The organism is Acinetobacter sp. WY4, from assembly GCF_018438165.1.
Lineage (GTDB): Bacteria > Pseudomonadota > Gammaproteobacteria > Pseudomonadales > Moraxellaceae > Acinetobacter.
The window spans coordinates 1,341,452-1,362,081 of sequence record NZ_CP053947.1 but is presented as its reverse complement, the minus strand read 5'-3'; the positions used below and the strand labels follow the sequence as shown (position 1 = coordinate 1,362,081).

The window sequence follows — 20,630 nt, the reverse complement described above, 5'->3', positions numbered from 1 at the left end:
ATGAACCGTACTGCTCGATATAATTATGTGATTGGTGATGTTCAAGGCTGTTTTGAGGCCTTGAAAGCTTTGCTTAAAGAAATCCAGTTTGATGCAGAACAAGATTTTATCTGGTTTGCTGGAGATTTGGTTGCACGTGGTGAAAACTCAATTGCAGCGTTGCGGTTTATCAAAAAGCTGGCTGAACAAGGTGCGGCTGCGACGGTCTTGGGAAATCATGATTTGACTTTGCTGGCTTATGCCCGCGGCATCAAACCGGTGAAAGAAAAAGACAATGTCCGTGATGTGATTGATGCGATCGACAGTGATGACTTGATTGACTGGCTGCGAAAACAGCCAATGTGTCTATTTCCGAATGAGCAGACCATTCTGACGCATGCTGGGATTCCGAATATCTGGAGTGCAGAAAAAACTGCGCAATTGGCCCAAGAAGTTGAAGCGATCATGGCTCATGATGACTTTGAGGTGCTGGATGATTTCCTGAAAGAAATGTTCGGGAAAGAGCCCGCACTTTGGTCGGATCAGCTACAAGGCCATGAACGTATTCGCTGTATCGTGAACTACCTCACCCGAATGCGTTTAACTGACGCTGAGGGACGTCTGGAATATAGTTTTAAAGATTCACTGAATGATCCAATGCCGGAAGGCTTCAGACCCTGGTTTGAGTTTGAATCACAGACAGCACAAACTCATCAGATCCTGTTTGGTCACTGGGCCGCTTTGAACGGTAAAACCATTTCGAACAAGATTCAGAATGTAGATGGCGGTTGTGTCTGGGGCAATCAACTGATGGCATTCCGCCTAGAAGATCAGCAGATGTTTGCAGTAGATAATCCGGTGATGTAAGTAAAGCTATTAAAAAAGCCACGTGATTACGTGGCTTTTTTAGTTTTAAAATTTAGTCTGCTCGAATCCAGGTCTGGTTACGGCCTAGAACTGAAACGCCAATGCTGGCACGTAAGGTTAAACGTTTACCGGTATTGTTTAAACGCATTTTTGCATCATAAATTTTACCTGCCAATGGGTCGATAATACGACCTTTGTCATAGTTCTTGGTGCCTTCAACCAGTTTTAGGCCTTTTAAAATGGTCATGCCTAAAATAGGCTGATTGGTATAAGGTGCAGGACAGTTATTGCATTTTTCACGTGGATTATAGTCTGGGCGAGGCGTGATTTTTACAATTTTGCCTGAATAGGTATTATTTGCTTCTTTGCTAATGACGATAATTGCTTTAGCCGCCCCCGTTTTATCATCAATTTGTTGCCAGGTCCCGGTAATATCGTCTGCCCAAAGATTGGTCATACATCCTGCTGTAAGCGCGGCAAGTAATATTTTTTTAAACATAGAGAGTCATTCCAAAGAATTTTTATCATCGCCCGCTCATGTTAGAAATCTTACTAAAATAGTCAACACTTATCTGAATACTATAGAGTTGATACACTGCAAAAAGCTGCCAATTTGGCAGCTTTTTTGAATAATGAGAATTAGGTATTAATCTTGGCGAATCCAGGTCTGGCTACGGCCTAAAGCGGACACACCCACATAACCACGCAAGGTTAAACGTTTACCATTGGCATTTAGACGCACTCGAGCATCATAAACTTTACCTGCCAATGGATCAATCACTTTACCTTTTTCATAATTATTGGTGCCTTCCACATGTTTTAAGCCAGTCAATACATCCATACCCAGGATCGGTTGATTGGTATAAGGCGCGGGACATTTATTGCAGGTCTTTTGTGGGGTATAGCCTGGACGTGGAGTCACTTTGATGATTTTTCCGGCAAAAGTCCCATTATCATTTTGACGAATTTCAATAATCGCTTTTGGTGAGCCGGTTTTATCATCAATTTGCTGCCAGATGCCAGTCAGATCCTGTGCATAAGCAGTCCCAGTCATCAGTGCAGCGATGAACATTAATCCTAATTTAGTTTGTTTCATTATATTTATTCCTTTTTTATAGATGAATAAAATATCCTCGACACAAAAGTGCTGTTTTTATTAATCCTGGCGAATCCAGGTTTGTGTGCGACCAATCGCAGATATTCCGATATATCCACGTAAAGTCAGTCGTTTCCCATTGGCAGAAATCCGCCCTTTTAAATCATAAATTTTGCCGGTAAGTGGATCGAGTACCCGGCCATGTGCATAGTTATTTTTGGTGGTAGGTTTTAGTCCTTTAATGACGTCTAATCCCAAAATCGGTTTATCGGTATAAGGTGATGGACATTTGACACATTTTTCTCGTGGTATATAACCTGGGCGAGGTGTGACTTTAGTAATCGTTCCGGTATAGGAGCCATCAGCCTGAGTTTTCATTTCAATCAATGCTTTAGGTGAACCAGTTTTATCATCAATCTGTTGCCAGAGACCAGATAACTCCTGAGCAAAAGCCATAGAGCCTGTGAATAAAGAAGCTGAAAAAACAGTTAAAATTGCGATTTTATACATGCGATATCCTTATCCTTATTTTTTTATGAACATTCACCTAATTCCATGTGGTGAACGATGATGCAAACTACGTTAATACACTTTCATAATCTATATTGCATGAAAAAAGCATATGTTTAATATTCATACAACTTAATGCATTAAAATGCAAGCTTCTATCTACTAAAGCATAACCCCGTCACATTTTATTTAATAAAGCAGGAATTAATCCTGCTTAATCCAGGTTTGACTACGGCCTAGCGCTGAAACGCCGATATAGCCACGTAGGATCAGACGTTTCCCATTGGCACTTAATTTTGCCTTGGTGTTATAAAGATTCCCTGATAATGGATCAAGCAGCTTGCCTTGAGCAAAACTGTTATTGCCGACGTGCTTTAAGCCAGTGAGCACATCCAGACCGAGAATAGGTTTATTGGTATAAGGTGCAGGACAGGACACACAGTTTTCTTTCGGTGTATATCCAGGACGTGGGGTGATTTTTGTGATCTTGGCAGCATAGACGCCGGAAGCCGTCTCACGAATTTCCAGGAATGCTTTAGGTGAACCAGTTTTGTCGTCAATATTTCTCCATGTCCCTGAAAGGTCAGAGGCCAAAGCCAGATGGCTGAAAGAGGCTAAAAGTAAAGTTGAAAAAAATTGAACTTTATTCATATATCTGTTCCTAAGTTGGATTAGAGTTCTTACTCTATAGTAAGAACGATTACCACATAAAACAAATGATTAATTTGATTCACTAGTCACATTTTTTGCAAATAAAGTATAAACGTAGGCAACCAGACCGCGGTAAAGACTGCATTGACGGCCATACCAAATGCGGCATAACGTCCTGCAATACTGCCACGCTGCCAGGCCTGAGCTGTACCAATGGCATGTGCGGCTAGTCCTAAAGCCAGTCCAGAAGCGCGCTCATCATTAATATGTTTGAGAATAAATGGCGAAAAGGCTGCACCAATCACGCCAGAAAGAATCACAATCAGAATCACCATGCTGATGGGTGCATCCAGCAGGGTGGCAATATTAATCGCAATTGGAGTAGTCACGGCACGGGTAGCAAACGCCATAATGTCTGCAGAGGACATATGCAGCAGATAAGCCAGTCCCATCGGTAAGGCGACAGCACTGATACTGGCAAAAACCAAAATGCCGATAATGGCTTTGAGCGGCAAGTCATCGTAGCGCATTGCGGCCAACGGAATGGCCAAGGCAACAGTCACATAGCCAAGTAAATGGTTGAAGAGTGGATTAACTTCATCCATATAATTTTCATAGGGAATGCCGAGCACAAATAGAATTGCCAGGATAAAGAACATGCTGAACACGATGACGGGAATTTGCGGAATGAATCGGTTACAGGGTTTGGCAATCAGATAGGCGATAAGGGTAACCGTAAAGCCATACAGAATAGATAACATGCGGAACTCCTATAACCAGCGCTTGGCCATTTTGGCGTAAATCCATAAAGGAATCAGGGTGCTGAAAAACATGATGAACAAGAAGGCGGGGATTTTCTGGCCCATATGAGCCAGCATCATCAGTGCACCTGCACTGACAGGCAGGAAGGCAAAGGCGCTTTCCTTCATGAGCTTGTTATTGGTATCCACGAGGCGAGCGGGGAGTTTGCCAAAGTAGCGCCAGGTAAACAGCGCAATTAAAAGACTCAATAACCCGACCAGATTGCCTAATTCAGGATGATTCAGTTGGGTCATTAACCAGACCGAAGCTTCCCGAAAGACAATAATAAGTAACAGGGTGCCGATCCATGCTGGCCAATCTATTCGTTTTATCCAGTTCATTGCTATAATCATTAATATTAATAAGTTTACTTATCAAGTTTTACTCGATCTTTGACTGGATTTCAAACGCTTCCAGTGGACGTTGAAACTGCTGCGCCTGTTTGCCCAGAATTTCATCCAAGGGTAAATGCGCCTGTTTAATCAATTGTTCCAGTTTTTGTGGCGCAATTCGAATGTGCAGATGCAGTTGGCCTTCATCATCATAATGTTCAGACTGAATCACATTCAGACCATAGAGCTGGTTACGCAGCTTGCCGTAGGCAGGTTTCAGGATTAAATCGAAGGACTGTAGTTGCCCCATCAAGGACTCATGTACCGCTTTACGCAGCAGGTCGATACCTTCGCCACTATGTGCCGAAACATAGACCCGTTCCGGTTCACCTGGACGTCGATAAATAATTTTGGCTTCTTCACCGCTACAGTCAATTTTATTGTAAACCTGCAAGATCGGCACATCTGCGCCAATTTCTTTCAGCACTTTTTCTACAGCTTCAATCTGCTCCAGCATTTCTGGGCTGCTTGAATCAATGACATGCAGTAACAGCGTGGCTTCTACGGTTTCCTCCAAAGTTGCTTTAAAGGATTCAACCAGCGAATGGGAAAGGTTACGGACAAAACCTACCGTATCGGCCAGCACCAGATTGCCAATCCCATCCCATTCCAGACGCCGTAAAGTAGGGTCCAAGGTTGCAAACAGCTGATCGGCTGCATAGACATCGCTGTTGGCGAGTAAATTAAAGAGGGTCGACTTGCCGGCATTGGTATAGCCGACTAAAGATACTGTTGGAACAGCTGCTTTTTGACGGGCAACACGGCCTTGCATCCGGGTCTGGCGGACTTTATCAATGCGTGCCTTGAGCTGTCCCATACGGATACGCAGCAAACGGCGGTCTGTTTCCAGTAGGGTTTCACCCGGACCACGTAAACCAATCCCGCCTTTCTGGCTGTCGAGATTGCCACGACTACGAATTAAACGTGAAGATAAATGTTGCAGCTGTGCCAGTTCGACTTGCAGCTTACCTTCATAGGTACGGGCACGCTGGGCAAAAATATCCAGAATCAGTTCAGTACGATCGACCACGCGGCATTTAATCACCTGTTCCAGATTACGGGCTTGGGCTGGGGTTAGGGCATGGTCAAAAATGACCAGATTGGCCTCCAGCTCTTCAACACGTTCAGCGATTTCTTCTGCCTTGCCGGAGCCGATAAAAAATTTGGCATCGGGTTTCACCCGCTGAGCATAAATATGTTCCAGAATTTCAGCATCTGCAGACTGGGCCAGTAAACGAAACTCTTCAGCATCAAGGTCATCCAGCATTTGTACGCTGACACTCACCAGAATGACGCGCTCTTTCCCTCGATGTTGTTGTAAATATTCCACTCAGGCCAATCTCCACTTGAAAACTTTAGTGTAGTTGAAAAAGGGCTGAGCAGATACTGAATTAGCGCGGCTTTGGTTTAAAGTGCGCTGATAAACAGTTGTGCAAGTGTTACCAGTACCACGGCATAGATGAAGGTGCCGCCCAAAATATATTTGAGCACTTGTAAAGGCGGAGGTGTGTCGTTCGCGGGCTGGGTTTGATCTGGCATGGCTACGATCCTTTTCAATCTAATATTTCGATAGTTTTATTTTGAATGATTTTTTAATCCAATTAAAATTGAAGATATAGATGCTATTGGTCGATTTTTATTATCAATGCAAGTTGCGAATGAACAGTATAGAATGAGTTTAATTCGTGGATATTCCCTGTATCTCGCTTAGGATTTAATGACGTTTTTATGAACTCAACTGTACAAAACCAGACTCCAGATATCGAAGGCTTGGCCAAGTTTTTTCTGTATAGCCGGAAAATTACCGCCTCATTGGCCACCATCAGTGAGGGGTTCTATTTGGTTTTTCGTCATGGCTTATATAAAAATCCGAATAACCCGACCAATACTCGCTATGTGCAACATTTTTGCCGCCAGTTATGCAAAGTATTCAATATCGAAGTGCGGGTACATGGCGAGATTCCGCGTGAACCCGCCTTATGGGTCAGTAACCATGTGTCCTGGCTCGATATTGCAGTTCTGGGTTCAGGGGCACGCGTATTTTTTCTGGCGAAAGCAGAAATTGAGAACTGGCCAATTCTAGGCAAATTGGCCAAGGGTGGTGGCACCTTATTTATTAAACGTGGTTCAGGAGATTCCGTCAGGATTCGTGAACAAATTACCGGTTTCCTGAAACAGAATATTCCGGTGCTGTTCTTTCCTGAAGCGACGACTTCTGATGGGCGAGCCATCAAAAAAGTGCACGGCCGGATTTTAGGCGCCGCGATTGAAGCGCAGCGTCCTGTACAAATCTGTCTGATTTGTTATGTGAATCAGCAGGGTGAACTGGATATGGTTGCGCCGTTTGTCAATGACATCAGTTTTGCTGCCCATGTCAAAAAAGTACTGGAAATGCCGCAAGTCATTGCACATTTAGTGGCTTTACCTGCAATTGCCACTGAAGGGCATACGGTTGAAAGCCTCACCCGTGTGGTCCAGGAAAAAATGCAGACTGGCCTGGTTGAACTTCAGTCACGGGTATTAAAAAAGCCTCAATAAGAGGCTTTTTTTATGGTTTTATCCACCAAATCAAGCTTACATAAAACCTTCAATCGGCAGCCACGACAACAGTTTAAGTCCAGCTTTCTGATACCATTTCATTTTGGGTTCTTTGGTAAATGTTTGAACGTCACCATTGGCTTTCTTGATTTTCCAGTTAATGTTCTGATTCGCATCGAGCACCAGCTTATAAGCATATTTACTCAGATTTTTGTCCATGGTGTCGTGTACTGCACGTGCCAAAGACGGACTGTTTAGCAATACGCCAATTTCAGTATTTAGATAAGCTGAACGCGGATCAAAGTTAAAGGAACCAATAAACACCTGTTTTTGATCCAGTGCCATCAACTTGGCATGCAGGCTAGAACGACTCAATCCTTTCAGGCTGACTTTAGCTTTTTTCGAAATTTCCTCAGTATTGGCATTTAGGTGATTAGCTTCTGGCGCTGCCAAGAACTCATACAGCTGCACCCCATTTTCCAATAGATCCTGACGATATTTGGCATAAAAGGCATGCACCACGGCAACGTCGTTGGCCTTAAAAGAGTTGGTCAGGACGCGAACCTTGATATTCTCATTCACCAGTTTCTTTAAACGGTCTGCACCAATTTTTTCCGGGACAAAATAGGCAGAGACAATATCGACACTTTGTTCAGGTTTTTCCAGGCGCTGTAATAACTGGAAATTCAGGTGTTCTTCGGTTTTGGCCTTGGCTTTGATTTTGCTCGGTGGATCTTTGACCACTTCAGCTTCCACCCAATCCAGCTGAATGTTTTGTTCCAGCCATTGGTCAAAGACTCTGGAACGATTGGCCAGATCCAGATAATTTTGAGTCGCTGGATCCTGACTATGGGTTTCTAGCTGTTCTTTTAAGCTTGGAAAACGTAAGCCATGATGCCGTGGATTCACAACCTCTTGCACCGGATAGGCATAATCATCATTCCAGTATTCATCGAAGGAATGAATGATTTCATCCGATGCCGCACCGACCAGCATCACATCGACATCAGAGAACTGATAGCTTTCACTGACATTATAATACTGGTTGCTCATATTGCGCCCGCCAATCAAGGCAATCTGGTTATCGGCAATAAAGCTTTTATTATGCATGCGGCGGTTAATGCGTTTTAAATCCAGCACCATGTCCATGGCGCGGTATTTACGGAAGCGATAGGGGTTATACAGTTTGACATCGATATTCTGATGCTGGTTTAAGGCCAGATAAATCCCTTCCATTTTCTTGGCATTATTGTCATCCATCAACAGGCGCACTTTTACGCCACGATCCGCTGCCTGAATAATCGCATGCAGGGCGAGGGCACCGATCCGGTCGTTATCCCAGATGTAATATTGCAGATCCAGACTGCGTTCCGCTTTATTAATCAGCTGAATCCGCGCAGCCAGTGCTTCAAGCGGATCATACAGCACGCGATAACCGGTCAACCCGATGTTCTGATCACGTAAAGGTTCAACAATTTGTGCCAGGCTGGTTTGCGATGTATCCGTTTCAAATGCCATCTGGCTTGGCTGTTCGGTTTGCTTGGGTAAGGTGCTACATGCAGGCAGACCCAGTACCAGGCTACAGCTCAGTAAAATGCCGGCTTTATAGCGATGAGTGCGCATAAAACCTGAGGATTGAAGATGAACTTGATCGCGGGGAGCAGTGGCCATATAAGTCGAAGAATGAAAAATTAGAATTGAGTATAATTGCCAGCTATGAAAAGATAAATATAAAGCCAGTAATCTGCTGCTCGACTGAATAAGGCCAATTTATGTGGGATTCGAATTCCGTACTGTTTTATTTTTATCTGGGAATGGCGATTTTAGCCATCTGGGCTGTGGCTCAGGCATGGTCGAGCCAATCACGTACCGAAACCATTCATCCCTTTAAAGCTTTTGGTCATTTGCTGGCGTTTTATCTTGCCTATTTATTAATCCCTTTGGTTTTCTTCAGTATTTATGCTGGATGGACGGGGTATTATTCACTGCATGAAGCCATTTTTGTATTTCTGCTTAGTGGGGTTTTGACTTATGCACGCTTTATCGAGCCGCATTTAATTCAAGTGAAAACGACACAATATCAGATCAATGCAGATAAACGTTTAAAGCAGCCGATGAAAATCGCCCTGATTGCAGATTTGCATATCGGTTTGTTTTCGGGTCATGAGCGTCAGTTGCGACAAATTGTACACAAATTAAATCATATTCAACCTGATTTGGTGGTGGTCGCCGGCGACTGGACTTATGAACCAGAAAATAAACTGGCACAGGAACTGGCAGTTTTAAAAGAGATTCACGCTCCGGTCTATTCGGTCAATGGTAATCACGATGAGCAATATCCCGGACCGCCAATTCGAGAATTATTGCACTATGCACTACAAGTCAATCAGGTCATGGATATTGAAGGTCAAATTGTCGAATTTGATGAGTTTCGCCTCTTGGGGGTGGGTGATCTCTGGGCTGGAAAAGCCGACATGCGCAGTTTGCCCGACCTGCCTCAGGACAAGCCCTGGGTCATTCTTTCGCATAACCCGGATACGGTCGATATGATTCCGAAACTGCCGACGCGCCCTCTGATGCTGTCCGGGCATACTCATGGCGGACAGGTAGAGCTGCCTTGGCTAACTAATTACGTCATGAAAAAGGTTTCAATTTTGGGACATAAAAAGGGCATGTACCGCCATGAACATGCAGATGTGTTCGTTACTGTCGGTACCGGCTTGGTCGGTGTGCCTTTCCGTTTCCGGGTGCCGCCTACCATTGATATTATTGAACTGATTTAAATTCAGTCGACGTGCTGTACCGCGTTAACTGATGATCCAGATCAGAATCAATAACACCACCGCGACGGCCGCCATCATCCAAATTTTCTTTTCGATTTTTCGGGTTGGCACATTTTCACGTAATTGTTGCGCAGTGATTTCAGCTTCTGTGGATGTGCTCAAACTAGGATGGGCGGGGATTTCCAGTGGCGGTGTCACCAGGTCGATATCACCGGCATCATCACTAAAGCGTGGACCGGTACTTTCATGCTTCATGACCACATCATGTTCCCGCACAATTTCATCAATCACTTGCAGTGCCTGAGCTTCATCCAAGGGTGTGTTCTCGGTGATATAGCGAACAGCTTCTAATTTTTTATCATCTTCCAGCAAAATAATGATATTGACCAACTGCTCCTGCGAGAGGTATTCGATAAGATCCTGCATGGCCTTGCCTCATTTTTTGAATTGAGTTCATTTGATTGTTGAGCAAATTTAACAAGATAAGTAGCCGAATTTTGTTGTGAAATCATAAAAAAGCCAGCATCGAGTGCTGGCTTTTGAATCAATCTAAAATCTTAGATCTGATTGTTTACATCATCATTTTTGGTTTCACGAATCAGTAAAAACGCGACAAGCGACAGGATAGATGCTGCGGTCAGGTAATAACCGACTGCAGACAAACCATAGGCCGTTGCCAGCTTGGTTGCGATTAGCGGTGCAAATGATGCACCGAAGATGCCTGCCAAGTTAAAGGTTAATGCAGAACCCGTATAACGTACTGAAGTCGGGAAGATTTCAGACAATACCGTACCGATTGGCCCATAAGTTAAGCCCATGATCGCCAGACCAATACACAAGAACAGGAACACCACCAAGGTGCTGCCAGATTCAAGCATATCTGCAAAGAAGATACCGAAGATCGCAGAAATGACACATACCGCAATGGAAGTAGTCTTACGGCCAAATTTCTCTGCCAATACTGCTGAAAGCGGGATGAATGCAGCAAAACACAGGGTTGCAACTAACTGCAATTGCAGGAATTCTTCACGAGAATAACCGAGTTGTTTGGTTCCCCATTGCAATGCAAATACCGTAGTAAGATAGAACACAACGAATGTACAGATTGCAGCAATCGTACCCAGAACCAGCATACGAGAATGCTTTTTAAACACCTGAACAAAAGGAACGTTCACTTCTTTTTGTTTATCCAGCACTTTCTGGAAAGCAGGGGTTTCATGCAATTTTAGACGAATCCATAAACCGACAATTACCAACAAGGCACTTGAGATAAACGGAATACGCCAGCCCCACGCCATAAAGTCAGCTTCAGACATGAAAGCGCCAAGGGTCAGGAAGGAACCTGTCGCCAGAATAAAGCCGATTGGAGCACCCAGTTGCGGGAACATGCCATACCAGGCACGCTTGCCTTCAGGTGCATTTTCGGTGGCAAGCAGTACCGCACCTGACCATTCACCACCCAGCCCCAAGCCCTGACCTAAACGGCACAGTGCAAGTAACAATGGCGCAGCAATTCCGATTTGCGCATAAGTTGGTAACAGGCCAATCGCAACGGTTGAAATCCCCATAGTCAGCAAAGCTGCGACCAAGGTGGCTTTTCGTCCGATCCGGTCACCTAAATGACCAAATAATGCTGCACCAATCGGACGGGCAATAAAGGCAATGGCAAAAGTCGCAAGAGACTGAATGGTTGCGGTCATCGGATCTGTACTGGTAGGGAAGAACAGATACGGAAAAATAATGACAGCAGCGGTGGCATAAATATAAAAATCGAAGAACTCGATTGTGGTGCCTACCAAGCTCGCTGTTAAAACGCGAAATTTTGAATTTTGTGCTGGCTGAGCAGCAGAATTAGACGACGCCATGGAAAACCTTACACTTACTAAAAATAAAAAAACTTAGTTTTAAAAGCGTAATCTTTTTAAAAAAGGCGTAATTTTTTAAAAAAACAACTGCAATCTTCTCGCTTCAACTCGCTCAGGGTCACTGAAATGAAAAAGGAGATGATTAAATCACGTAAAGATAGATAGACAGAAAATGTGATCCTGCGCCTATCAATACAAATATGTGCCAGATAGCGTGGGTATATCTTACTCTTTTTAAAGCGTAAAACAATGCACCCACGGTATAAGCGAGTCCACCAATGATGAGAAAGGTTAAAGATTGAGCACTTAAATATTGCTGCATATCATCAATCACCAGTAGTGCCAGCCAGCCCATGGCCAGATAAGCCGCCAAAGAAAGTTTCTGGAAACGATGAATGAAAACGAACTTGAAAAGTGTTCCAAGAATGGCAATCACCCACAGTGCAATCAATAAATACTGGGCTTTGGCGGTCGGAATGGCAATCGACAGGAAAGGAGTATAGGTTCCGGCGATTAAATAATAAATCGCAGTATGGTCGATTTTTTTATAAAAATAACGGCGGTCTGCTGCAGTGGCCATGTGGTAAAGCATGGAAGCAGAAAACAGCAGAATCATGCTGAGTGCATAAACCCACAGTCCAATCCATTGTCCAGTACTTAGGTAAGACCCTTTAATAATCAAAAGAATACCAGCAACAATAGACAGTCCGGCACCTACACCATGACTAATATAGTTAATCCGTTCCTCATTTTGATCATAATCTGGAACCAGTGGAGCATTCTGCATGATTGTCATTCTTTTTCAAATATACACTTGTATAGTAATTCAATTTTGCTTTTAGGTTAAGAAGATTTAAACTTGATGCGCAATTCATTTCAGGTTTTATCTATGTCAACGTTGGCAACTCTCTCAGATCAGGAACAGCAATTCTTGGATACCTTTCAGCAAGCTGTTGAAAGGAATCAATTCGATCGCCTGATCTTAAGCCAGTATAAAGGTGAACTGCAGGATTTAGAGAAAATGACCTTGCGAGTCATTACATTAAATGAACAGCGCGTATTGAGCTGTCTATATCGTTACAAGACGCAGGATGTCACGAAAAATTATCCTTTAGATGAAGCATTATTCCAGGTTACTTCACTACTGGCGTGTTGCAAACAGGCCAATCTGATGACAGTAGATGAAGAATTACAGCTGAAAAAAAACAAGAAAAAAGCTATGTTAACGCGTAGCAAACATAAAGCCGCGATGAATCAGGTGAAGCCTGCTGAACAAGGTCATGACCGGATTAAACAACGTTTTGTCGATCAGGACAGTATCTTTCTCCAGCATCTCGGTATTACCGATCAAAAAGCGCAAATCATTCCGAGTATGGCGCGTAAATGGAAGCAGATTAACAAGTTTGTGGAAATTTTCTCAGGTGCCTTGGCACAGATTAAGCCACAGGCTGAAGGCCTGCGCGTGGTGGATTTTGGTTCGGGTAAAGGCTATCTGACCTGTGCTTTATATGACTATATGCAAAAACATGGTCAAACGCCGTATGTTACCGGGGTAGAGCTTAATCCAAAAATGGTCGAGTTCTGCCAGAATGTCGCGCAACAATCCGGTTTTGATCAGTTGGACTTTTTCCAAGGGGATGTGCGTACCTATGCACCGGAACGTCTAGATGTAATGATTGCCTTGCATGCCTGTGATGTAGCAACAGATTTTGCGATTCATAGTGGCATTCGTCTGAATGCGCAGATGATCATGTGTGCACCGTGTTGTCATAAGGAATTGCGTCCGCAGTTGCAGGCGCCAAAAGTCCTCAGCCCGATGTTACAGTTTGGTATTCATGCCGGACAGCAGGCAGAAATGTTGACCGATACCATTCGTGCTTTACTGCTCAAAGCTTATGGTTATGAAACCAAAGTTTTTGAATTTGTGGCGCTGGAACATACCAGTAAAAATAAAATGATTCTGGCAACAAAACGCAAAGACTATCAACAACCCGATCAGGAAGTTCTGGCACAAATCCAGGCACTAAAAGAGATGTATGGGATCCAGAAACATTCACTGGAATTGTTGCTTAATGATCAATGGGATCAGCAGGGAATTGGTTCTAAATGCTAAATAATCCAGAATTGAAAATAGTGTCCGGCAGCTGGAAGGATTTGGCAGCGCATGCCAAAGCGATTCGTGAAGCCGTGTTTATTCAAGAACAGCATATTGCAGCTGAAGATGAATGGGATGCTAAGGATGCGGTTGCTGTACATTTCATTGTTTTTCAGCAGGATCAGGCGATTGCTACAGCACGATTATTGTCAAATCACAGTATCGGTCGGGTTGCAGTCCTAACCACAGCACGTGGTTTAGGTGTTGGTCAGCGCTTGATGCAGGCTGTAATTGACTATGCGCGTGCCGAGCAGCGTGGGTTGGTCAAGCTGTCTTCGCAAGTGCACGCCATTGGCTTCTATCAAGCGCTGGGATTCGAAGTTCAAGGTGAGGAATATCTGGATTGTGGTATTCCGCATATTGATATGTATTTAAAACTTTAATTTTCAGCCCTTCAAATACAAAAAAGCGAGGCATTGACCTCGCTTTTTGATGCATAGCCTGAATTTGAATTAGTGGCCATGCGCTGCATTTGAGCTGTGCTCGGCATTATCCATATTGGCATGTTCTTCAGCTGATATATTGTGTTCAGCGGCTGTCGTACCTGGATGACCATTGGCAGCTTCACGTGCTTCACGATCTGCTTGCGCTTTGGCAATGGCTTCTGGAGACATCGTCGGTGCATTTTTAAAAGCGTGTTGCTGGGTAGTTTGTTTATTTTGCTGGCTTGGCATGTAATCTGGTTCATTACTTATCGCGAGCCAAAAAATAAGCATGAATAATCCACCTAAAATACAGAAGATGATAAGTGCTTTCCAACCCCAAGGAGATTTTTCAGGTGAACTGTGATCAGTCATAGGTTTTACCCACGTGGATACCAAACTTATGTAACTTTATAACATAAATTGATCAAAAAGCAGATCGAAATCTGTCATCACATGACTCTGTTCAGTGCGTGAAGCAAATCCAGAGGATAAAAAAAGAGGAAACACGTTCCTCTTTTTTATTTAAGTGGCCACACTATTGAATCGGCTGGGCATGTGCTGCGCGATCTTTGAGGAGTTGTGGGGCTTTGAAGCGTTCGCCATACTTATTTTCAAGTACTTTGGCACGGGTCACGGCTTTGGCCAGTCCATACTGATTCAGGAATTGTACAGCACCGCCCGTCCAGGCGGCAAAGCCAATACCAAAAATAGAACCCACATTGGCATCGACGACAGATTCAAGGACACCTTCTTCCAGACAACGTACGGTATCCAGTGCCTGTACAAACAGGAAGCGGTCAATCATTTCCTGTTCAGAAATATCGTTGTCTTTTTTCCAGTGGCTGAGACCAGACCAGAGCTGCTTTTTTGCATCGGCCGGATAATCATAAAAACCTGCGCCTGCAGCCTTACCTTTACGGTTAAATTCGTAAATCATGCTGTGAATCACGTCATCCGCAGGTGATTTAGTGATGGTCTGACCTTGTGCTTCTAAAGCTTTGTATCTTTCATTGGCTACATGTTCAGACAAGGTCAAGGATACTTCATCCTGAATTGCCAATGGGCCCACCGGCATACCGGCTTTGAGTGCAGCCATTTCAATTCGCGCTGGATGTACACCTTCTGCCAGCAGGCGTAAACCTTCCTGCACAAAGGTACCAAACACGCGGCTGGTAAAGAAACCCCGGCTGTCATTTACCACAACCGGTAATTTGCCAATTTGCTGCACGAAATCGAAAGATTTGGCCAGCGTTTCTGCCGAGGTATTTTTACCTTTGATAATTTCCACCAGCTGCATTTTATCGACCGGACTGAAGAAATGCAGGCCGATAAAGTTCTGATCATTTTTTGAAGCCTGGGCTAATTCTGTGATCGGCAGGGTCGAGGTATTCGAAGCCATTACGCCGTTGCTGGCAAGATATTGCTCTGCCTCTTGCGTGACTTGAGCCTTGAGCGCGGGATTTTCAAAGACGGCTTCAATGATCAGGTCACAACCCGCTAGATCTTCATTCGATGCAGTTGTTTGAATCAGGCTTAAAAACTGATCTCGTTTCTCGGTTGATAAACGCCCTTGAGCGACTTTTTTATCCAGCAGTTTCTTGCTATAGGATTTGCCTTTTTCAGCCGCTTCTAATGAAATATCTTTCAGAACTACTGGAATGCCTGTGCTGGCAGTGGCATAGGCGATCCCAGCACCCATCATGCCTGCACCTAAAATACCGACTTTAGTGGCTTTCCACTTTTCAATATCTTGAGGGCGACTGGCACCGGACTTGATTGCATTCAGACCATGCCAGAAAGTGCCAATCATATTTTTAGAAATTTGACTGGTCGCCAAATAAGTAAAGTAACGCGATTCAATGGTCAGGGCAGTATCGACATCGACCTGTGCACCTTCTACCGCAGCCGACATGATCGCTTCAGGCGCAGGATAACAGCCTTTGGTTTTATCGCGCAGCATCGCCGGGGCAATAGCCAGCATTTGTGCAATCGCCGGTGTCGAAGGGCTACCCCCCGGAATTTTATAGCCTTTTACATCAAATGGCTGCTGAGATTTTGGATTGGCTTTGATCCAGGCAATGGCCTTTTCCAGCAATTCATCGGTACTGTCTGCGACCTCATGAATCAACCCTAAAGATTTGGCTTTATCCACTGCAAACTGTTTGCCTTCTATCAATAAGGGAAAGGCATTTTGCAGACCGAGCAGACGGATCATGCGGACGATACCACCACCGCCAGGTAATAATCCGAGTGTGACTTCAGGCAGGCCAAATTTGCTTTTAGGGTCATTCAGGGCAATACGATAATGGGCACACAGGGCAATTTCCCAGCCACCGCCAAGCGCCGTACCATTCAAGGCAGCAATGACAGGAATGCCACGAGTTTCGATATAGCGCATTTGTGCTTTCATCTCTTCAATCATGTTGAAGAATTCAGTCGCATGCTCAGGCGTGGCTTGAATCAGTTCATCCAGATCGCCGCCAGCAAAGAAGGTTTTTTTCGCAGACCGGAAAATGATACCGCTAATGTTTTCATCGGCTTTAAGTTTTTCTACAGTTTCAGCCAAGGCAGCACGAAAATCTGCATTCATGGTATTGGCAGACTGGTTTGGAGAATCAAAAGTTAAAATAACAATATTGTCGGCATTTTTTTCAAACTGAATTGCGCTCATTGTTTTTCTCCTTAAACCAGTTCAATAATGGTTGCGATGCCCATACCACCACCCACGCAAAGTGTGGCTAATCCACGTTTTTTCCCCTGGCGTTCCAGCTCATCCAGCAAAGTGCCTAAAATCATGGCTCCAGTCGCACCGAGTGGATGTCCCATGGCAATTGCACCGCCGTTGACATTCACCTTGGTAGGATCAACCTTCATTTCATTGATAAAGCGCATCACCACGGCAGCAAAAGCTTCATTGACTTCAAACAGGTCAATATCATCAATTGTTAAACCGGCTTTCGCCAAGGCCTTACGAGCAGCCGGGGTAGGGCCGGTCAGCATAATGGTCGGATCTGCACCGACCAGTGCCGTCGCCAGTACTTTGGCACGTGGCTTCAGACCTTGTTCTTTTACTGCTTGTTCCGATGCGATCAAAACCACAGCCGCACCATCGACAATGCCTGAAGAATTCCCTGCATGATGCACATGATTGACAGCACTCACTTCAGGATATTTTTGCAGGGCAATTGCATCAAAGCCCATTTGCCCCATAGTGGCGAAACTTGGATTGAGTTTGCCCAGGCCTTCTGCGGTCGTTGTTGGTTTGATAAATTCATCTTTGTCCAGAATCACCACACCAGCTTTGTCTTTTACCGGGATAACAGAGGCGTTGAAATAACCATTGGCTTGAGCGGCAGCTGCTTTCTGTTGTGATTGTTCGGCAAATTGATCTACATCAGAACGCGTATAACCGTCAATCGTGGCAATTAAATCTGCACCGATACCTTGCGGAATAAAATCACAGGCCATATTGGTCTCAGGGTCAAGCGCCCAAGGGCCGCCATCAGAACCCATCGCTATGCGGGACATGGATTCGACGCCGCCTGCAACGACCAGATCTTCCCAGCCAGAACGGACTTTTTGTGCGGCCAGATTGACAGCTTCGAGTCCGGAAGCGCAGAAACGGTTGATTTGCACGCCAGCGACATCATTGTCCCAACCCGCAGCAATGGCAGCGGTCTTGGCAATATCGGCCCCCTGATCACCAATCGGGGTGACACAACCCAGCACAATATCATCGACTTTTGAGGTGTCCAGTCCGTGACGGTCTTTCAGTTCATTGAGTAAACCAGTCAGTAATGAAATGGGTTTTACTTGATGTAAAGATCCATCTTTTTTGCCTTTTCCGCGTGGCGTACGAATGGCGTCAATAATATATGCCTCGCTCATAGCATGTTCCTTTTATTGATTTAATGAAAATTATTCTAATGATTCGAGTGTAATCCTTAATTTTTGAAGTGCAATGACGAGAACGGGTCAGATCAATTGAGCGATTTAGCCAATTGTAATTATAAAAAAGCCTAAGCTAATGCTTAGGCGGAGAGAACTGATTTTAATTTTTAAATGTTATTTCGCAACATCATTTGATTAATGATAGCCATGCAATTGACGATACAGACCCGGGGTTACACCGGTCCATTTCTTGAAGGCGCGGTGGAAAGTACTAGTTTCACTGAAACCGACTTGTTGTGCAACATCTTCAAGGGTCAGATCCGGATTAAGTAACAGGTGAATTGCTGCATCACGGCGCAAGGCATCTTTTACGCCTTGATAGCTTTTGCCTTCGGCTGCCAGACGGCGGCGCAAGGTTTGCGGTGATAGATAAAGCATCGACGCGACATCGTTTAATGTCGGCATTTCTTCGCCAATCTGGCTCTTCAGCACATCACGAATACGTGAAGTCAGCGAGTTGGTGTTTTTGAATTTCACCAGCAATTGTGCCGGCGCAGCTTTCAAAAACTCTTCTAAGGTTTCTTCATTCTGGCGAATTGGCAGGTCCAGATAATCCGCAGCAAAAGTGATCTCGGTGCGTGGCATATCGAACTGCATTACCGGCGCAAAGAACAGGGCATCATATTCATCGGCATGGTCTGGACGAGGGTAGCTAAAATGCACGCGTTCCAGTGGCAGGCGACGCTCAATGAGCCAAGACGCCAAGCCATGCCAGATCATCAGCATGCTTTCAGTAATGAAATGATCCGGATCCATCGCATTTGGAATCAGCGGAACCAGACGTGCTTCGTGTTTGTCGCGTTCCAGGGTCACCGACCAGTCATCACCAAAGAGTTTGTAGAACTGGGAAGACAGTTCCAGTGCATCACCCAGAGTTTTGGCATGAATGATCAGCTGGCACATGATCGCAAAAGTACCCAACCGGCGTTGCTGTTTGTCAAAGCCGACATGCTCGTCCTGGGTCACCATCCACAGCATTTTAATAAAGCGGGTATATTGTTCAGGCGAAATACGCGCTTTGGGCTGATGCAGCAGTTCTGCTTCAATCCCGACGTGAGACAATAAAGTATCGACATCCATGCCCAGACGCTTAACGCCAGATAAGGCTGCATTGACGAAGTGGATACTGATCGTATCACGACTCATGTTTAATCCTTCAGTCTCTTTAATGTTCACTAATAATTGACCTAAATGACGAAAAATAATAAAGCAATGGCAATTTACAAGAATACCTTTGCCATTTTCTTACATATTAGATTGCCGAAACTATCAAGGTAAATGGCTGAACATGACATTGTTTTTATGCATTTATGTGCCTAAGATGCTGAAAAAAGCAATATAAGTAGAGCAAATACTCCAATGTCATATGCATTAAAAGGATTGAAAATCCTAGATTTTTCTACACTTTTACCCGGCCCGTTTGCCACATTATATCTTGCTGATTTAGGTGCAGAAGTTGTGCATATTGAATCACCAACCCGACCGGACCTGTTGCGATTAATGCCACCCTTTGCCAATGGACAGGCCACTTCACAAAGTTATTTGAACCGAAACAAGCAATCGGTTGCACTGGATTTGAAAGATCCTGCGAATATTGAACTGGTTAAATCCAAGATTGCAGATTATGACATTGTGATTGAGCAATTCCGTCCCGGTGTAATGCAACGTCTTGGGCTAGACTATCAAACCTTAAGCGAAATTAATCCGAAACTGATTTACTGTTCCATTACCGGTTACGGCCAAACTGGCACATATAAAGATAAGGCAGGGCACGACATTAATTATCTGGCTTTGTCCGGAATTGCCGGACACAGTGGCCGGATTGAAAATGGTCCACCAGCCTTGGGAATTCAGGTCGCCGATGTTGCAGGTGGTTCCATGCATGCCGTGATTGCGATTCTGGCCGCGGTGATTGAACGCCAACAAAGTGGCAAAGGCCAGTACATTGACATTTCCATGACCGATTGTGTGGTAACGATGAGCAATCTGGCAGCTTCTGCCAGTCTGGCTGGCAATCAGCATCAATCTCCAGAATCCGGCTATCTGAATGGTGGAACTTTCTATGATTATTATGAAACCCAGGATGGGCGTTATTTGTCGATTGGTAGTCTGGAACCACCATTTATGCAGGGGCTGGCACAGGCTTTAGAGCTGCCGATTCTCCTGGACAAAGGCGCTTCTTATGCCGCTGAAGATCATGCTGTGGTGAAGCAGGCGATTCAGAATAAAATCAAGACCAAGTCATTAGCTGAATGGCAAATGCTGTTTGCCGCGCTGGATGTCTGTGTCGAACCGGTGCTCAGACTTGAAGAAGCGTTACATTCTGATCTGGCTCAGCAGCGGGGATGGATAGTACAGGTGCCACTCAAATCCAGCAGTCAGCAGACCGAAGCACAATTGGCTTGTCCGATTAAATTTTCACGTTCTACGATACGCTATGAGTTTGTAGGACAGCAATTGGGAGAAAGTCAAAATTGGTAATATTCTTAACGTGTTAATTAGATTATTAATGAAATGAGAGGAAATTTTTCCTATATGAAAATAAGTAATAATAATTGAAGATTTTCATCATTATTACTTTAAATTTAATCCAGTGCTGTAAATACCGAGATCCGTG

22 protein-coding genes are annotated in these 20,630 nt (G+C 44.5%); 6 read left to right on the top strand and 16 right to left on the bottom strand.

Annotation, left to right across the window (positions count from 1 at the left end):
- Positions 1-846 (top strand): symmetrical bis(5'-nucleosyl)-tetraphosphatase, encoded by an 846-nt coding sequence (locus tag G4D73_RS06445; protein WP_213687633.1) that lies wholly within the window; start codon positions 1-3, stop codon positions 844-846.
- Positions 847-898: 52 nt separating this feature from the next.
- Here the strand turns inward: G4D73_RS06445 and G4D73_RS06440 are convergent, their stop codons facing one another.
- The 8 genes from G4D73_RS06440 to G4D73_RS15615 all read right to left on the bottom strand — a co-directional run bounded on the left by G4D73_RS06440 (position 899) and on the right by G4D73_RS15615 (position 5,835).
- Complete coding sequence (locus tag G4D73_RS06440) at positions 899-1,345, bottom strand: DUF2147 domain-containing protein (protein WP_004281686.1); 447 nt, start codon at positions 1,343-1,345, stop codon at positions 899-901.
- Between the two features lie 147 nt (positions 1,346-1,492).
- Entirely contained in the window at positions 1,493-1,942 is a 450-nt protein-coding gene (locus G4D73_RS06435) for a DUF2147 domain-containing protein (RefSeq protein ID WP_005266048.1), read from the bottom strand.
- A 60-nt stretch (positions 1,943-2,002) separates the two neighbouring features.
- Entirely contained in the window at positions 2,003-2,452 is a 450-nt protein-coding gene (locus G4D73_RS06430) for a DUF2147 domain-containing protein (protein WP_213687632.1), read from the bottom strand.
- A gap of 204 nt (positions 2,453-2,656) precedes the next feature.
- A complete protein-coding gene (locus G4D73_RS06425; protein WP_004281689.1) occupies positions 2,657-3,103 on the bottom strand; it encodes a DUF2147 domain-containing protein in 447 nt (148 codons plus the stop codon).
- Positions 3,104-3,189: 86 nt separating this feature from the next.
- The gene (locus G4D73_RS06420; RefSeq protein ID WP_213687631.1) at positions 3,190-3,864 is read right to left on the bottom strand and encodes an LrgB family protein; all 675 of its coding nucleotides are present in this window, start codon (positions 3,862-3,864) and stop codon (positions 3,190-3,192) included.
- A 9-nt stretch (positions 3,865-3,873) separates the two neighbouring features.
- The gene (locus G4D73_RS06415) at positions 3,874-4,245 is read right to left on the bottom strand and encodes a hypothetical protein (RefSeq protein WP_213687630.1); all 372 of its coding nucleotides are present in this window, start codon (positions 4,243-4,245) and stop codon (positions 3,874-3,876) included.
- 40 nt (positions 4,246-4,285) lie between these two features.
- Entirely contained in the window at positions 4,286-5,626 is a 1,341-nt protein-coding gene (gene hflX / locus G4D73_RS06410) for a ribosome rescue GTPase HflX (RefSeq protein ID WP_004732184.1), read from the bottom strand.
- Positions 5,627-5,703: 77 nt separating this feature from the next.
- On the bottom strand, positions 5,704-5,835 hold the full coding sequence (locus G4D73_RS15615) for a hypothetical protein (RefSeq protein ID WP_005104169.1): 132 nt from the start codon (positions 5,833-5,835) through the stop codon (positions 5,704-5,706).
- A gap of 189 nt (positions 5,836-6,024) precedes the next feature.
- On the opposite strand from G4D73_RS15615, the gene G4D73_RS06405 reads away from it, so the two are divergent.
- Positions 6,025-6,834 carry a lysophospholipid acyltransferase family protein gene (locus tag G4D73_RS06405; protein WP_004645956.1) on the top strand — a complete coding sequence of 270 codons (810 nt, stop codon included), beginning with the start codon at positions 6,025-6,027 and terminating at the stop codon, positions 6,832-6,834.
- A 36-nt stretch (positions 6,835-6,870) separates the two neighbouring features.
- Here the strand turns inward: G4D73_RS06405 and G4D73_RS06400 are convergent, their stop codons facing one another.
- A complete protein-coding gene (locus G4D73_RS06400) occupies positions 6,871-8,505 on the bottom strand; it encodes a phospholipase D family protein (RefSeq protein WP_213687629.1) in 1,635 nt (544 codons plus the stop codon).
- Between the two features lie 101 nt (positions 8,506-8,606).
- On the opposite strand from G4D73_RS06400, the gene G4D73_RS06395 reads away from it, so the two are divergent.
- Complete coding sequence (locus G4D73_RS06395) at positions 8,607-9,617, top strand: metallophosphoesterase (RefSeq protein WP_213687628.1); 1,011 nt, start codon at positions 8,607-8,609, stop codon at positions 9,615-9,617.
- A gap of 24 nt (positions 9,618-9,641) precedes the next feature.
- On the opposite strand, the gene G4D73_RS06390 is transcribed toward G4D73_RS06395, so the two are convergent.
- The 3 genes from G4D73_RS06390 to trhA form a co-directional block, all read right to left on the bottom strand.
- Positions 9,642-10,043 carry a hypothetical protein gene (locus G4D73_RS06390; protein ID WP_213687627.1) on the bottom strand — a complete coding sequence of 134 codons (402 nt, stop codon included), beginning with the start codon at positions 10,041-10,043 and terminating at the stop codon, positions 9,642-9,644.
- Between the two features lie 131 nt (positions 10,044-10,174).
- The gene (locus G4D73_RS06385) at positions 10,175-11,482 is read right to left on the bottom strand and encodes an MFS transporter (protein WP_004281697.1); all 1,308 of its coding nucleotides are present in this window, start codon (positions 11,480-11,482) and stop codon (positions 10,175-10,177) included.
- Positions 11,483-11,624: 142 nt separating this feature from the next.
- A complete protein-coding gene (trhA, locus tag G4D73_RS06380; RefSeq protein ID WP_213687626.1) occupies positions 11,625-12,269 on the bottom strand; it encodes a PAQR family membrane homeostasis protein TrhA in 645 nt (214 codons plus the stop codon).
- A gap of 102 nt (positions 12,270-12,371) precedes the next feature.
- Here trhA and G4D73_RS06375 point away from each other — a divergent pair, with 102 nt between their 5' ends.
- Both G4D73_RS06375 and G4D73_RS06370 read left to right on the top strand, forming a co-directional pair.
- Positions 12,372-13,595 (top strand): class I SAM-dependent methyltransferase, encoded by a 1,224-nt coding sequence (locus G4D73_RS06375; RefSeq protein WP_213687625.1) that lies wholly within the window; start codon positions 12,372-12,374, stop codon positions 13,593-13,595.
- A complete protein-coding gene (locus G4D73_RS06370) occupies positions 13,589-14,020 on the top strand; it encodes a GNAT family N-acetyltransferase (RefSeq protein ID WP_213687624.1) in 432 nt (143 codons plus the stop codon). The genes G4D73_RS06375 and G4D73_RS06370 overlap by 7 nt, the downstream gene beginning before the upstream one ends.
- Before the next feature lie 69 nt (positions 14,021-14,089).
- On the opposite strand, the gene G4D73_RS06365 is transcribed toward G4D73_RS06370, so the two are convergent.
- The 4 genes from G4D73_RS06365 to G4D73_RS06350 form a co-directional block, all read right to left on the bottom strand.
- Positions 14,090-14,434, bottom strand: coding sequence for a hypothetical protein (locus tag G4D73_RS06365; protein ID WP_213687623.1), 345 nt, complete (start codon positions 14,432-14,434; stop codon positions 14,090-14,092).
- A gap of 163 nt (positions 14,435-14,597) precedes the next feature.
- Positions 14,598-16,733, bottom strand: coding sequence for a 3-hydroxyacyl-CoA dehydrogenase NAD-binding domain-containing protein (locus tag G4D73_RS06360; RefSeq protein WP_213687622.1), 2,136 nt, complete (start codon positions 16,731-16,733; stop codon positions 14,598-14,600).
- An 11-nt stretch (positions 16,734-16,744) separates the two neighbouring features.
- Positions 16,745-17,950, bottom strand: a complete 1,206-nt coding sequence (locus tag G4D73_RS06355) for an acetyl-CoA C-acetyltransferase (protein ID WP_213687621.1) — start codon at positions 17,948-17,950, stop codon at positions 16,745-16,747.
- 198 nt (positions 17,951-18,148) lie between these two features.
- A complete protein-coding gene (locus tag G4D73_RS06350) occupies positions 18,149-19,159 on the bottom strand; it encodes an AraC family transcriptional regulator (protein ID WP_004645946.1) in 1,011 nt (336 codons plus the stop codon).
- Between the two features lie 213 nt (positions 19,160-19,372).
- Between G4D73_RS06350 and G4D73_RS06345 the strand changes: the two genes are divergently transcribed.
- The gene (locus tag G4D73_RS06345; RefSeq protein ID WP_213687620.1) at positions 19,373-20,494 is read left to right on the top strand and encodes a CaiB/BaiF CoA transferase family protein; all 1,122 of its coding nucleotides are present in this window, start codon (positions 19,373-19,375) and stop codon (positions 20,492-20,494) included.
- The last annotated feature ends 136 nt before the right edge of the window (positions 20,495-20,630 follow it).